Genomic DNA, 13,201 nt, shown 5'->3' with positions numbered 1-13,201 from the left:
GGCCACCCTCGTCGATGTCGCCGGGCAGCGGGGCCCGTCGCACGGCCCGGCGAGAACGGCCGGCCGTCAGCGGGGATTCTGTCGGACCCGCGTGGCAGAGTGACTGCCATGGCGGACGGGACGACGGCGGTGGTGTGGGACGAGGCGTTGCTCGCCTACGACATGGGTGATCATCCCCTCAATCCCGTGCGGGTGGAGCTCACCATGGCGCTCGCGCGGGAGCTGGGCGTTCTCGACCGCCCCGGGGTGCGGATGGTGACGCCCACGCCGGCCGGCGAGGCGGCCCTGACCCGCATCCATCGGGCGGACTACCTGGAGGCGGTCCGGTTCGCGCCGCACGACCCGTTCTTCCGGGGCTGGGGTCTCAACACCCCCGACAATCCTGTGTTCGAGGGCATGCACGAGGCGTCCGCGCGCATCTGCGGCGCCACGATCGCGGCGGTCGAGGCCGTCTGGTCGGGCGACGCGGCGCGGGCCGTCAACGTCTCCGGTGGCCTGCATCACGCGATGGCCGCGCGGGCCTCGGGCTTCTGCGTCTACAACGACCCGGCCGTGGCCATCGCCCGGCTGCTCGACCTCGGCGCCGAGCGGGTCGCCTACGTCGACATCGACGTGCATCACGGCGACGGTGTGCAGGCCGCCTTCTACGACGATCCCCGCGTGCTCACCGTGAGCCTGCACGAGTCGCCCCTGGCGCTCTTCCCCGGCACGGGCTATCCCTCGGAGACCGGAGGACCCGAAGCCGACGGTACGGCGGTGAACATCGCCCTCCCGCCCGGCACGAGCGACGGCGGCTGGTTGCGGGCGTTCCATGCGATCGTGCCGTCGGTGGTCCGCGCGTTTCGGCCGCAGCTTCTGTTCACCCAGTGCGGGGCGGACGCCCACCGCCTCGACCCGCTCGCCGACCTGCGCTTGAGCGTGGACGGCCAGCGCACGGCGTACATAGCGTTGCGCGCGCTCGCCGAGGAGGTGTGCGACGGCCGCTGGGTCGCCACGGGCGGCGGCGGGTACGCCCTGGTCGAGGTGGTGCCCCGGGCCTGGACGCACCTGCTCGCGGTGGCGACCGGCGAGCCGCTCGACCCGGCGACACCCACCCCGCCGGGCTGGCGCAGGCTCGCAGCCGAGCGCTGCCCCCGGCGGATGGTCCCGGAGACCCTCACGGACGGCGTGCCACCGCCGGTCGAGACCTGGGAGCCGGGCACCGCCCACGACCCGGTCGACAAGGCCATCATGGCGACCCGCATGGCGGTGTTCCCCCAGCACGGCCTCGACCCCCACGACCCCCGCGACTGACCGGCCCGAGTGGGGAGGTGACAGCGATGACCAGAGACGCGGACGTGCTGCTCTCCGACGGCAGCGCCGTGCATCTGCGGCCGATCCGTCCCGACGACGCGCCGGCCATTGTGGAGTTCCACTCGCGCATGAGCGACCGCACCCGCTACCTGCGCTACTTCTCGCCGTACCCGCGGATTCCCGAGCGGGATCTCGAGCGGTTCGTGAACGTCGACCATCGCGACCGCGAGGCGTTCGTCATCGTCTCGGGCAGGCGCATCATGGCCGTCGGCCGGTACGAGCGGCTCGGGCCCGATTCGCCCGAGGCCGAGGTGGCGTTCGTCGTCGAGGACGCGTACCAGGGGCGGGGGATCGGGTCGGTCCTTCTCGAGCATCTCGCCGATGCCGCGCAGGAGAACGGCATCCTGCGGTTCGTCGCCGAAGTGCTCCCGCAGAACGCCGGCATGCTGCGGGTCTTCAGCGACTTCGGCTACCAGATCCAGCGCAAATACGCCGACGGGGTCGTGCATCTGAGCTTCCCGATCGCGCCGACCGAGAAGTCGCGGGAGGTGCAGGAAAGCCGCGAGCAGCGTACGGAGGCCAAGTCCATCGCGCGGCTCCTGCATCCCCGGGCCGTCGCCGTGTACGGCGCGAGCCGCAGCGGGCAGGGCATCGGCGCCGCGATCCTCGGGCACATCCGCGACGGCGGCTACACCGGGACGATCGTGCCCGTGCATCCCAGCGCGGAACGGGTGGCGGGGCTCCCGGCCTACCGGTCGGCCTCCCAGCCCGGTGTTGCGGTTGATCTGGCCCTGATCGCCGTACCCCCCGACGGGGTTTCCTCGGCCGTGGCGGACGCGGCCGCAGCCGGCGCGGGGGGCCTGGTCGTCGTCTCGGCCGGCTTCGCCGAGGCCGGGCCGGACGGCGCGGTCGCCCAGCGGGCGCTGGTCGACGCGGCCTTCGCGGCGGGCATGCGCGTGGTCGGCCCCAACTGCCTGGGGATCGCCAACACCGACCCTTCCGTACGCCTCAACGCGACGCTTGCGCCGACGCTGCCGGCAGCGGGGCGGGTGGGCTTCTTCAGCCAGTCCGGCGCGCTCGGGGTGGCGCTGCTGGCCGAGGCGGACCGCCGCGGGCTGGGCCTGTCCAGCTTCGTCTCCGCCGGCAACCGCGCCGACGTCTCCGGCAACGACCTGCTGCAGTACTGGCAGGACGATCCCGGCACCGACGTGGTCATGCTGTACCTGGAGACGTTCGGCAACCCGCGCAAGTTCGCCCGTCTCGCCCGGCGGATGAGCCGGGTCAAACCGGTCGTGGCGGTGGCCTCGGCGACGCGTCCGCCGGGGCTGGCGGGTGATCTGCCCGGTCCCGACACGAGGGCGGTCACCGCGCTGTTCGCCCGCTCGGGCGTCATCCGGGTCGACACCGTCGCCGAGCTGTTCGACGTGGGTGTGCTGCTCGCCAGCCAGCCGCTTCCGGCGGGTCGTCGCGTCGCCGTGGTCGGCAACTCGTCGGCGCTGTCCGGCCTGGCCGTGGCGGCGTGCCGCGCCAACGGTCTCACCGTGGCCCAGGGGTATCCGCACGACATCAGCCCGCAGGCCGGCGCGCACGACTTCGCCGACGCCCTCGCCGACGCGGCCGTCGACGACCGGGTGGACGCGCTGGTCGTGGTGTTCGCGCCGCCGCTGCCCGGCCAGCTGCCGGACGAGGACGCCGACTTCGCCGCCGCGCTCGGCAGCGTCGCGCTCGCGGGGGAGAAGCCGACCGTGGCCACGTTCCTGCTCGGGCAGCTGCCGGCGAAGGTGCCGTCGTACCCGTCCGTCGAGGAGGCGGTGCGCGCGCTGGGCCGCGTGGCCACGTACGCCGACTGGCTACGCCGTCCGCCCGGGGTGCTGCCCGTACTGTCCGGAGTGGACCCCGAGGCGGCCGAGGTCGACGGGCCGCCGTCCGCCCTGCTCGCCGCGTACGGCATCAAGGTCGAACCGTCGTCGTCCGCGTCCTCCGTCGACGAGGCCGTCGCGGCCGCCGCGGCACTGGGCTACCCGGTGGCGTTGAAGGCGGCCCGCGGATCGTTGCGCCACCGCATCGACCTGGGCGCCGTACGCCTCGCCCTGGCCGACGAGGACGACGTCCGCGCCGCGTACGGCGAGCTGTCGACGGCGTTCGGCCCCGGCGTGCTCGTCCAGTCGATGGTGCCGGCCGGCGTCGCCTGCACCATCGACGTGGTGGAGGACCCGGCGTTCGGCCCGGTCGTGGGCTTCGGCCTCGGCGGCGTCGCCAGCGAACTCCTCGGCGACCTCGCCTGGCGTGCGGCCCCGCTCACCGACCGCGCGGCGGCCGCCCTCGTCGACGAGCCCCGCGCGGCGCCGCTGCTGCACGGCTACCGTGGCTCCGAACCGGTCGACCGCGAAGCCCTGATCGACCTCCTGCTGCGCGTGGGCCGCCTCGCCGACGAACACCCCCGCGTCCGCGCCCTGTCCCTGAACCCGGTCCTGGCCCGCCCGGACGGGTACGCGGTCCTGCACGCCTCCGTCGAGTACGGCGACCCGGGCACCCGTCCCGACACCGGCCCCCGCCGCCTCCACACGGTCTGACCATCCGCCCGGCCTGTCTGGCGATCCGCTCGGGTCGGGCGATGCCGGCCGGGTCCGGTGAGCCCGGCCGGCGGTGGGGCTGCGTCCGGGCGCTGTCACGCCGGACGGCGTGCGTGGCTGTCCTCCTCGGACTCTCCACCGGTCGTCGTGCCGAGCAGGTGCAGAGCCAGCCGGTTCGCCGCCGCAAGCACCGCCAGCAGGATCGCCTGCCACGAACGTCCCGTTGCGAGCAGCGCCACGGTCGCACCCCCGAAGACCACCCACTCCGGTACGAGCCGCAGCGGATCCGCGACCGGCCGCCGGGCGTGCGGCGCCACCCACTGCGCCCAGACCGCGATGCCCGCTGCCGGAAGAGCGGCCGCGGCGAGCAGGCGTACCCACAGCGGCCCGGGAACGTGCCAACCGCCGTAGCCGAGCGCCACCAGCGCCGCGAGCTCCAGCGCGAACCGCAGGAGCAGATTCAGACCTCTGAACAACCGGACGACCACGCTACGGATCATGTCAGCCGGCCCTCCGTCGGCGCGCCCTCCGAAAGGCCGGACCGGCAACGGCGGGCGCGTCCCCGAAGGCCGGGAAGAGTGGTGACATGGCGGAGGCCGGTCGCGCACCGCGACCGGCCTCTCAACTACTTGTGGGGACTCAGCCGGCGTAAGCCTCGAGCCGGGACGCGCGCTCCGGGTCGCGGAGCTTCGACATCGTCACCTTCTCGATCTGGCGGATCCGTTCGCGGCTCAGGCCGAACTCGCGGCCGACCTCGTCGAGGGTGCGCTGGCGGCCGTCGTCCAGGCCGAAGCGGAGACGGATGACCGCGGACTCGCGCTCGGAGAGGGTGGCCAGCACGATCTCGACCTCGCTGCGCAGTTCGCCCTGGGTGACCGTGCTGCCCGGCTCGGCGTTGGGGTCGACGGCGGCGACGAAGTCACCGAGGGCGCTCTCGCCGTCCTCGCCGACGGCCTGGTCGAGGCTGACCGGCTCCCGGTCGTACGAGATGAGCTCGATGATCTGGAACTCCGGCACGCCCATCGCCGTGGCGATCTCCCCGACGCTCGGCTCGCGGCCCAGCGTGGCGGCGAGGTCGCGGCGAGCCCGGACCATGCGGTTGACCTGCTCGACCATGTGCACCGGGATGCGGATGGTGCGGGCCTGGTCGGCCATGGCGCGGGTGATGGCCTGGCGGATCCACCAGGTGGCGTACGTGGAGAACTTGTAGCCCTTGGTGTAGTCGAACTTCTCGACCGCGCGGATCAGGCCCAGGTTGCCTTCCTGGATGAGGTCCAGGAACGCCATGCCGCGGCCGGTGTAGCGCTTCGCGATGCTCACGACGAGGCGCAGGTTGGCCTCGAGGAGGTGGTTCTTCGCGGCCCGGCCCTCGGCGATGATGATCTCGAGCAGCGGGGCCAGGTCGTTGCCGGCCTCGGGAAGCTTCTCCTCGGCGAAGAGGCCCGCCTCGATCCGCTTGGAGAGGGTGACCTCCTCGACGGCCGTGAGGAGGCGGGTGCGGCCGATGCCGTTCAGGTACGCCCGGACGAGGTCCGCGGAGACGCCGCGCTCGTCGGTGGCGTCCAGGTCGGCCAGGGGCTCGACACCGTCAGTCATGATGTTCTCGGCGGTAACCACCGTGGACTCCGTCGCCTTCATCTGCAGGACCACCTTTCAGTCCCCTCCCCGCGTTCACCGATGTCGTGCTGCTCAGCCGCTTCGTGCTGTGTGATCGGAAGTCTTCCCGGTGGGGCGTTAAGCGGAGGTGAGGCAGGCGTACGGGTGGCATGAATCAGGGAGAACCCTGAGTCGCGTAGGCGACAGGACGCCCGGAACGGTGGGACATTCCGGACCTGTGGACAACTCCGAACACCTTGGCCGGGCCCGGTAACCTGCAGCTGGAACGTTTCGCCACGAGGAGGTTCGGTGGTTTTCAAGCGGATGTTGCAGGCGATGGGCGTGGGCGGGCCGTCCGTCGAGACGGTGCTCGCCAACCCCAACTGCCGCCCCGGCGGTTACCTCGAGGGCCAGGTGCACGTCATGGGCGGCGAGCACGCCGTCGACATCGAATACGTCGCCGTCGGGCTGATCACCCGCGTGGAGGTGGAGAGCGGCGACAGCGAGTACAACACCGATCAGGAATTCCACCGGCAGCGCCTCACCGGCTCGTTCAAGCTCGACCCGGGCGCGCGCTACGACGTCCCGTTCCGCTTCGACGTGCCCTGGGAGACGCCGATCACCGAGGTGTACGGCCAGCACCTGCACGGCATGACCATGGGGCTGCGGACGGAGCTCGAGGTGGCCCGGGCCGTCGACAAGGGTGACCTGGACGCCGTGGCCGTGCACCCGCTGCCGGCCCAGGAGCGGATCCTCGACGCGTTCCTGCGGCTGGGCTTCCGCTTCAGCCGGGCCGACGTCGAGCGCGGCCGGGTGTACGGGGTGCAGCAGACGCTCCCGTTCTACCAGGAGATCGAGTTCTACCCGCCGGCCCAGTTCGCGCACGGCATCAACCAGCTCGAGGTCACGTTCATCCCGACGCCGCACCAGCTGCAGGTGGTGCTGGAGATCGACAAGCGCGGCGGCCTGTTCACCGAGGGGCACGACGCGTTCGGCCGCTTCGACGTCGACTACCACACGGTCGACCAGGTCGACTGGACGTCACAGCTCAACGGGTGGCTGCAGCAGTCGGCCCAGCGCCGCGGCTTCTTCTAGGCCTGCACACCTCGAACAGGCCGTTCACAGCTCGAGCCAGACGGTTCGCGGGCCCACGTTCACGCTCTCGACGAGCATGTGGGCCCGGAACCGCCCGGTCTCCACGACCGCCCCGCGGCCCCGCAGCGCCTCGACGAACGCCGTGACCAGCGGCTCGGCGACCTCGGCGGGCGCGGCGGCGGACCACGTGGGGCGGCGCCCCTTGCGGGCGTCGCCGTACAGGGTGAACTGGCTGACGACGAGCAGCGGGGCTCCGGCGTCGGCGGCGGACTGCTCGTCGTCGAGGATGCGCAGCTCGTACACCTTGCGGGCCATGGTCTCGGCGGTGGCCGCGGTGTCGGTGTGGGTGACGCCGAGCAGCACGAGGAGCCCATCCTCGATCTTGCCCACGACCTCGTCGCCGACCGTGACGCTCGCCCGGCTGACGGTCTGCACGAGTGCTCTCATCGGCGTACCAGCTCCGCTGCGGTCTCGAGGTGGCCGATCTCGTCGGCGGTGAGGGTGCGCTGTCCGCGGCGCAGCGCCACGGCTTCGTCGAGGAGCCGGTCCGGGTCGCCGGGCGCGACGACGAGGAAGGCGTCGAGGAACTCCCGCGCGGTCGCCGCCATCGGGTGGTCCCAGAGCGACACCTGGGCGAGGATCAACGCCGACATCGCGGTGTCCAGGTCGGCCTCGCCCGGCCGGACGTTGCACCAGTCGATGACCACCGGGCCGCGCGCGGTCAGCAGAACGTTGTCCGGGTGCAGATCGAGGTGCACGATGCGGGTGCCGGCCGGCGCGCCGGGCCAGGGCGGGAGCTCGTGCAGCCGGCGGAGCAGCTCGGCCAGTTGCACGGCACCCTCAGCGGGCGAGAGATCTCCCGCGGCGCAGGCCTGGACCATGGTCGGGCCGTCGAGGCGTTCCAGCACCATGTCCCGGCCCGAGGCCTCGTGGACGACGGGCACGGGATAGCCGAGCCCGCCGACGTAGCGCATCGCCTCGACCTCACCGGTGACGTCCGCGTCACGGCGGTAACGGCGCAGGACGCGGGTGGCGTCGAGCGCGTACACGTCGGCCTCCCGGCCGGAGGCGAGCAACGGGCCGGTCACCCGACGCAAGATACCGGAGCCGCCCCGGCCGACGACGAAGCACTGAACGGCGCCGCCGAGGACAAAACGCGGGACGGCGCCGCCTGGCCGAGTAGAGGCGCGGGACGGCGCAGGGACGGTCCTACGGCGCACGAACAGCCGACGAAGCGCGGCCCGGCGCCGGAACGCTGTCAGTCGACGGACGTGGTGCTGTTGTCGCTGTGGTACGTGCTTTCGGCCGGGGCGTCCATGCCACCCGTGGTGGCATCGCCTGTGGTGGTCGGCGCGACGCCCTGGCCGTGCCGGGCCTGCGGGCGGAAGCTGTTCGGTCCCGCCGTACCGCCGGTGGTGGTCATGATGCCGCCGTCGGCCGGGCCGGGGCCGCCGTTGCGCAGCTGCTCGGGGTCCGTGCCGGCGGCGTACGTGCTGGTCAGGCCCGGGTCGTCGGCGCCAGTCTCCGCTCGCGAGGTGCTGGGCACATCGCGGACCTGGTCGATGTCGCCGTATTCGCCGTGGCCGATCTCGTCGTGGTCGCTCATGGTGAGGGTGGTTGCCCGAACAGAGGTCCGGCAAACCGGACCCGAGCGTGAGCGGCCCGACCCGCCAGGGCCCGGCCCGACCCGCCAGGGCCCGACCCGACCCGCCCGGACCCGCCAGGGCCCGGCCCGACCCGCCAGGGCCCGGCCCGGACCCGCCCGGACCCGCCCGGCCCGACCCGCCCGGACCCGACCCGACCCGCCCGGGCCCGGCCCGGCCGAGAGGGCCCGGCCCCGGCAGGGCCGGCGAAGCCGCCCGTGAAAGGCCGGTCCATCGACGAAGACCGCAACCCCGGGTCGAAGGGCGTGGCGCAGGGCCGACATCATGGGCGGATGGCTCACGGTCTGCGCTACGCCGATGCCGTCAAGCTTCTCGGCGGGGCCGGTCCCGTCCTGCGGACGATGGACGACCTGCTGGGCGGGGCGCTCGCCGTCGCGACCGGCGGCGGGTCGGAGGTGGCGCTCAGCCTGTTCGACGCGAAGGCCGAGGTGATCCGGCTCGGCCACGTCGTGGCCGGGAAGATCCAGGATTCGGTACGGGTCCTGGGGCGCTACGACCGCAGCAGCCGGCTCCAGGCTGCGCATGGCGTGCTCGTGGTGTCGAGCTTCTTCGAAGCGCTGGACGAGACGGTGCGGGCGAGCGCGGTCGAGCCGCCCGAGCTGACCCGCGCCGACCAGGTGATGCTCGCCTCGGACACCCGCGTCGACGGCACCTGGCTGCACATGCTGTTCCACGCCGACCTGCCCGTGCCGGCGCCCGAGTCCTCGTACGCGGAGCTGATCGCCGCCCTCGACGGCTGGTACCGGGGCATGGCGCGGCGGGTCCGGGCGTACCTGGAGGGGCTGGCGGTCTGGGAACGGGCGAGCGAGACCGAGCAGCGCCGTGCGGCCGAGCTGATCGACGACCGGGTGCCGGCGCTGGCGCTGCGCCGCTACGAGGAGGTCCACCGGCAGCTCGCGCTGGACGTACCCGAATTCGGGTTGTGGGTGGCGGCCACCGACCGGCACCGGCTCGGGCAGAGCCTCACCGAGCTGCGGGAGCTGCTGGAACGTGCCACGTCGGGCCGGGACCCCTCGGCGCGGCGGGCGGGGCTGGCGGCGGCGTACCGGGCGGATCTGGACCGTCCCGTGGCCGGCGACGCCACCGGTGATCTCGTGGCGCCCGCCTTGGGCGACGCGTACCTGGATCCGCGGTTCCGGGTGAAAGCCGCCGGCCCGGGGGACCCGGTGGCGACCGACTCCTGGTGGGACGGCGACGTCCGCGCCGACCTCGCCGGTTTCCTGGCGCGATATCTGACGACGCCGCAGGCGGCGGAGGCGCCCTTGCTGCTGCTCGGCCAGCCGGGTGCCGGGAAGTCGGTGCTCACCCGGGTGCTCGCCGCCCGGCTGCCCGCGGCGGACTTCCTCGCGGTCCGGGTGGTGTTGCGCGAGGTCCCGGCGGAGGCCGAGATCCAGGACCAGATCGAGATCGCCGTACGGGCGACGATCGGCGAGAGCGTCGCGTGGGCGGAGCTGGCCCGCGACGCCGGCGACGCGATGCCGCTGATCCTGCTCGACGGCTTCGACGAGCTGTTGCAGGCCACCGGCATCCACCAGTCGGACTATCTGCACCGGGTGGCCGAGTTCCAGCGGCGCGAGGCGGTGCAGGGCCGCCCGGTGGCGGTGGTGGTCACGAGCAGGGTGGCGGTCGGCGACCGGGCGCGGGTGCCGGCCGGCTGTCTCGCCGTACGCCTGGAGGGCTTCGACGACGCCCAGGTGGCGCGCTGGCTGCTCGGCTGGAACGCGGCGAACGCCGGGCGGCCCGGTCACCGGGATCTCCTGCCCGAGCACGTCGGCCGCTTCCCCGACTTCTGCGAGCAGCCGCTGCTGTTGCTGATGCTGGCGCTGTACGACGCCACGACGCACGGGCTGCAGGGCGATGCCTCGTTCAGCACCACCCAGCTCTACGAGCGGCTGCTCGGCAGCTTCGCCGAGCGGGAGGTGCGGCGGCTGCATCCGGGCGCGCCGGAGCACGCCGTACCGGCGCTGGTGGACGAGGAGCTGGTCCGGCTGTCAGTGGTCGCGTTCGCGATGTTCAACCGGCTGCGGCAGTCGGTGACCGAGCGGCAGCTCGACGCGGACCTGCGGGCGTTGGGCGTCGGCCCGGTGCGCCCGGGTGGCGGTGAGGCCTTCCGGCGGCCGTTGACCGGCGCGGAGGAGCTGATCGGGCGGTTCTTCTTCATCCAGCGCGCTCAAGCTCTGCGCGACGGCCAGACCTTGCAGACGTACGAGTTCCTGCACGCGACCTTCGGCGAGTATCTGGTGGCGCGTCTCGTGGTCCGGCTGGTCCGTGACAACGCGGCGCGGGCCGCGGTCTCGACGCTGTCGCTGGGCGGGGGCGGCCGCGACGACGGCTTGCTGCAGACCCTGCTCGGCTATGTGCCGCTCGCGGCGCGCAGCACGGTCTTGCCGTTCGTGACCGAGCTGCTGGCCGAGCACGACCGGACCGCGGTCCGGGCGTGGCTGCTGGAAGGGCTGCGGACGGCGCTGCTCCGCCCGGAGTTCCCGCAGCGCGAGTACCGGCCCGCCGACAAACGGGTGGACCATCTGATGGCGACGTACTCGCTGAACCTGGCGCTGCTGACGCTGGCCTGTGGCGAGCCGCTGCGCGCGTCGGAGGTCTTTCTCCACGCGGCCGACCCGGCTCACTGGCTCCGCGTTGCCGCCCTGCAGTGGGAAGCCGCGGTGCCGTCCGGCATCTGGAGCGACCTGGTCGAGACGATCACGGCGATCCGCGCCTGGGACGGCGAGCGGCGCGACCTCGTGCTCGACGCCACCTCCGAGCGACGGTTCCCGCAGGTCGACGTCAACTGGAGCACCCACGGGTCGGCCTGGGGCACGATGTCCTTCGACAGGGTGGCGAACCGGCTTCAGCTCACCGGGGACACCGGCGCGGACCTGCTGCGGCTGGCCGTCGAACCACTCGGGCGCTGGATGCCGGACACCGTGACGACCGTCGTGCCGCTCGGCGGAGCGGACGCCGACACCGTGGCGCACTGCCTCGCCCGGGTATGGATCGCCTCCTCGCAGCGCGCGGACACGCTCGTCGCGGACTACGCCCGGGCCGTGTCCGTCCTGTTCGGTGGCGGGCCGGAACAGTCGGGCCGGCAGCTTCACTTCGGGCGGGCGGCGCGGCTGCTGCTCGGCATGCTGGCGCGGGACGCCGGTCGGCTCCCCGTGACCGACGTGCTGTCCTGGCTGCGGTCGGTCTCGGCGAGCGGCTACTTCCGGCGTTCCGTACCCGAGGTCTTCGATTGCCTGGCGGCGCTCAACGCACCGCCGGGCAGCGGGGTGGCCGACGTGATCGACGGGATGGACCTGCGAGGGCTGCTCCTGGGGCTCCGCGACCGGCTCCGGGTCGCCGTCGCGCTGCACGAGCTGAGGGAGCATCTCCCGGAGCGGCTGGTCTGGATCACGGTTGCCGAGCCGGCCGGTGAGGAGGGGATCCACGAGGTGCTCGCCGAGGACCGGGCGCTTGCGGCACGGGTGCACCGGGCGCTCGGTCAGTAGCCGCCGCTGTCCGCGGGGGCCGCGGCGGTCGTACGGTCGCCGCGCTGCCGGGCCGCCCAGTCGTCCAGGATCGCCTCGGTCGCGGTCGCGCCGAACCGGGTCGCTCCCGCCTCGTGCAGGGTCAGCAGCGTGTCCAGCGTACGGACGCCGCCCGCGGCCTTGACCTGCACGGAGGGTGAGACCGTCGCCCGCATCAACCGGATGTCGGCAAGGGTCGCGCCGCCCGGCGCGAAGCCGGTGCTGGTCTTCACGAACGCCGCGCCGGCACGCTCCGCCAGCAGGCAGCCGGTGACCTTCTGCTCGTCGTCCAGGTACGCGTTCTCCAGGATCACCTTGACGACCCGGCCCTGCGCGGCGGCCACCACGGCGGCGATGTCGTCCTGCACGTAGCTCTCCTCGCCCCCACGCAGCCGGCCGATGTGCAGCACCATGTCGATCTCGTCCGCGCCGGCCTCCACCAGCTCACGAGTCTCGGCGACCTTGGCGGCGGTGGTCGTGCTGCCGTGCGGGAAGCCGGTGACCGTGCCGACGAGCACGCCCGTTCCCGCGAGCGCCGCGGCGGCGAGACCGACGTCCGAGGGCCGTACGCACACCGACGCGGTCTCCCGCCGCGCGGCGATCTCGCAGCCCAGCCGGACCTCGGCGGTGGTCAGCTCGGGGCGCAACAGCGAGTGGTCGATCATCTTGGCGACGTTCATCGGAGGTCTCCTGTCCGGGGCGGCTGCACATCGAAGGCGACGTGCAGGGCGTAGCGAGAGCCGACGTAGCGGCTGACGGTGTGTTCGAGCGGTGCGGAGTGCTGGTCGACGATGAGCCGGCTCTCCACGAGCAGCGGCTCCTCGGGCGGCACCTGCAGGTGAGCGCCGTCCGGCCCGGCTGCCCGTGCGGTCAAGGTGGACGAGCCGAGGGTCGGGCGCAGGCCCAGGTCGTGCAGCGCCCGGTGCAGGGAACCGGCCTCCAGGTCGACGTCGAGCAGGGCCGTCAGGTGCGGCGGGAAACACGCGTACTCCACGGCCAGCGGGACGTCGTCGGCGAGGCGTACCCGCACGATCGACACCACCCGCGCGGCTGCGGCGGTCAACTGCAGCGCGGCCGCCTCCTCGGCGGCCGCGGCCCGCACCTCGGCCTCCACCAGCCGCGACGACGGCCGGCGTCCCCAGCTGCGCACCTGATCGTGAAAGCTCATCAGCGTCGCAGCGGCCCGCGGCGCGGGCCGCTGGCGCACGAAGGTGCCACGTCCCTGGATCCGCTCGACGAGCCCATCGGCCTCCAGGGCGTTGAGCGCGGCCCGCACGGTCATCCGCGCCACCCCGAACTCCTCGGCCAGCGCGGACTCGGCGGGCACGAGGTCGCCGGGGCGGGCGCTCTCGAGCCTGGCCCGCAGAGCGCGCTCGATCCGCACATAGAGCGGGGTCTTGGCCACAAGTCCTCCAGGTCGTCTAGACAACCTAGAGATTGCTCGCTCGGGCGCGGAAAGTCCATAGGATGTGCG

11 protein-coding genes are annotated in these 13,201 nt (G+C 73.1%); 4 read left to right on the top strand and 7 right to left on the bottom strand.

Features of this window, described 5'->3' with window-relative positions:
• Nucleotides 1-108 precede the first annotated feature (108 nt).
• Both AB0K03_RS04900 and AB0K03_RS04895 read left to right on the top strand, forming a co-directional pair.
• Entirely contained in the window at nucleotides 109-1,293 is a 1,185-nt protein-coding gene (locus tag AB0K03_RS04900; RefSeq protein ID WP_364680528.1) for an acetoin utilization protein AcuC, read from the top strand.
• 26 nt (nucleotides 1,294-1,319) lie between these two features.
• Nucleotides 1,320-3,866 carry a GNAT family N-acetyltransferase gene (locus AB0K03_RS04895; protein ID WP_364680525.1) on the top strand — a complete coding sequence of 849 codons (2,547 nt, stop codon included), beginning with the start codon at nucleotides 1,320-1,322 and terminating at the stop codon, nucleotides 3,864-3,866.
• Between the two features lie 95 nt (nucleotides 3,867-3,961).
• Here AB0K03_RS04895 and AB0K03_RS04890 read toward each other — a convergent pair whose 3' ends face one another.
• Nucleotides 3,962-4,366, bottom strand: a complete 405-nt coding sequence (locus AB0K03_RS04890; RefSeq protein WP_364680522.1) for a YrdB family protein — start codon at nucleotides 4,364-4,366, stop codon at nucleotides 3,962-3,964.
• 139 nt (nucleotides 4,367-4,505) lie between these two features.
• Nucleotides 4,506-5,462 (bottom strand): RNA polymerase sigma factor SigB, encoded by a 957-nt coding sequence (gene sigB, locus AB0K03_RS04885; RefSeq protein WP_364680745.1) that lies wholly within the window; start codon nucleotides 5,460-5,462, stop codon nucleotides 4,506-4,508.
• Between the two features lie 309 nt (nucleotides 5,463-5,771).
• Between sigB and AB0K03_RS04880 the strand changes: the two genes are divergently transcribed.
• The gene (locus AB0K03_RS04880) at nucleotides 5,772-6,557 is read left to right on the top strand and encodes a sporulation protein (RefSeq protein WP_364680519.1); all 786 of its coding nucleotides are present in this window, start codon (nucleotides 5,772-5,774) and stop codon (nucleotides 6,555-6,557) included.
• 24 nt (nucleotides 6,558-6,581) lie between these two features.
• Here AB0K03_RS04880 and dtd read toward each other — a convergent pair whose 3' ends face one another.
• The 3 genes from dtd to AB0K03_RS04865 form a co-directional block, all read right to left on the bottom strand.
• Nucleotides 6,582-7,004: a D-aminoacyl-tRNA deacylase gene (gene dtd, locus AB0K03_RS04875; protein ID WP_364680517.1), complete on the bottom strand. Its 423-nt coding sequence runs from the start codon at nucleotides 7,002-7,004 to the stop codon at nucleotides 6,582-6,584.
• Entirely contained in the window at nucleotides 7,001-7,645 is a 645-nt protein-coding gene (locus AB0K03_RS04870; RefSeq protein ID WP_364680514.1) for a phosphotransferase, read from the bottom strand. Before AB0K03_RS04870 ends, dtd begins: the two co-directional genes overlap by 4 nt.
• Nucleotides 7,646-7,815: 170 nt before the next feature.
• Nucleotides 7,816-8,163 carry a hypothetical protein gene (locus tag AB0K03_RS04865; RefSeq protein WP_364680512.1) on the bottom strand — a complete coding sequence of 116 codons (348 nt, stop codon included), beginning with the start codon at nucleotides 8,161-8,163 and terminating at the stop codon, nucleotides 7,816-7,818.
• A 330-nt stretch (nucleotides 8,164-8,493) separates the two neighbouring features.
• Here AB0K03_RS04865 and AB0K03_RS04860 point away from each other — a divergent pair, with 330 nt between their 5' ends.
• The gene (locus AB0K03_RS04860; RefSeq protein WP_364680509.1) at nucleotides 8,494-11,709 is read left to right on the top strand and encodes a hypothetical protein; all 3,216 of its coding nucleotides are present in this window, start codon (nucleotides 8,494-8,496) and stop codon (nucleotides 11,707-11,709) included.
• Here AB0K03_RS04860 and deoC read toward each other — a convergent pair.
• Both deoC and AB0K03_RS04850 read right to left on the bottom strand, forming a co-directional pair.
• Nucleotides 11,703-12,407, bottom strand: coding sequence for a deoxyribose-phosphate aldolase (gene deoC, locus AB0K03_RS04855; RefSeq protein ID WP_364680506.1), 705 nt, complete (start codon nucleotides 12,405-12,407; stop codon nucleotides 11,703-11,705). The genes AB0K03_RS04860 and deoC overlap by 7 nt on opposite strands.
• Complete coding sequence (locus AB0K03_RS04850) at nucleotides 12,404-13,132, bottom strand: GntR family transcriptional regulator (RefSeq protein WP_364680503.1); 729 nt, start codon at nucleotides 13,130-13,132, stop codon at nucleotides 12,404-12,406. Before AB0K03_RS04850 ends, deoC begins: the two co-directional genes overlap by 4 nt.
• Nucleotides 13,133-13,201: the final 69 nt, after the last annotated feature.

It is taken from the genome of Actinoplanes sp. NPDC049316, assembly GCF_040677315.1.
Lineage (GTDB): Bacteria > Actinomycetota > Actinomycetes > Mycobacteriales > Micromonosporaceae > Actinoplanes.
Note: the sequence above shows the minus strand (reverse complement) of the source record. Positions and strands in the feature narration are given on the sequence as shown.